1 protein-coding gene is annotated in these 418 nt (G+C 41.6%); it reads right to left on the minus strand.

What is annotated here, in order from left to right:
- On the minus strand, positions 1-418 hold a 418-nt coding region (locus HC175_RS19370; protein WP_168139772.1), incomplete at both ends, for a tetratricopeptide repeat protein.

Here is a 418-nt window from a genome sequence, read left to right on the forward strand (position 1 = left end):
TTCAACCAGTCTTATCAAATCCTCTTCCAAAGATGGATTTTCGGTCACATAAATTAAAAAATCGTTGAGGGCCTGGTATTTTGTTACTTCATCGATCTGGTCGCTTTCCAAAAGAATCTCCATGGAATTCACAGCTTTTTCCGGCTCTTTATCGGCGATATAGAATTTGTAAAGGGCAAGATGCACCAACTGAGATTCAGGATTTACTTTTAGCAGCTCCTTTGCCGTAGCATAAGCCTCTTCTATTTGCCCATTTTCGCTGTAAACAAAAATGAGATTCAAATAATCCTTTTCATCCTGCGGATTAACATCAATATTCTCCTGCAGGTCACTTATCTGAGCTTCGACATTATTCGTGCGGGCATAAACCTGCCTGCGCAGGCTTTCCCTGTAGGTGCTGGAACCTTTGGTTTGATCC

It is taken from the genome of Salinimicrobium oceani, assembly GCF_012037645.1.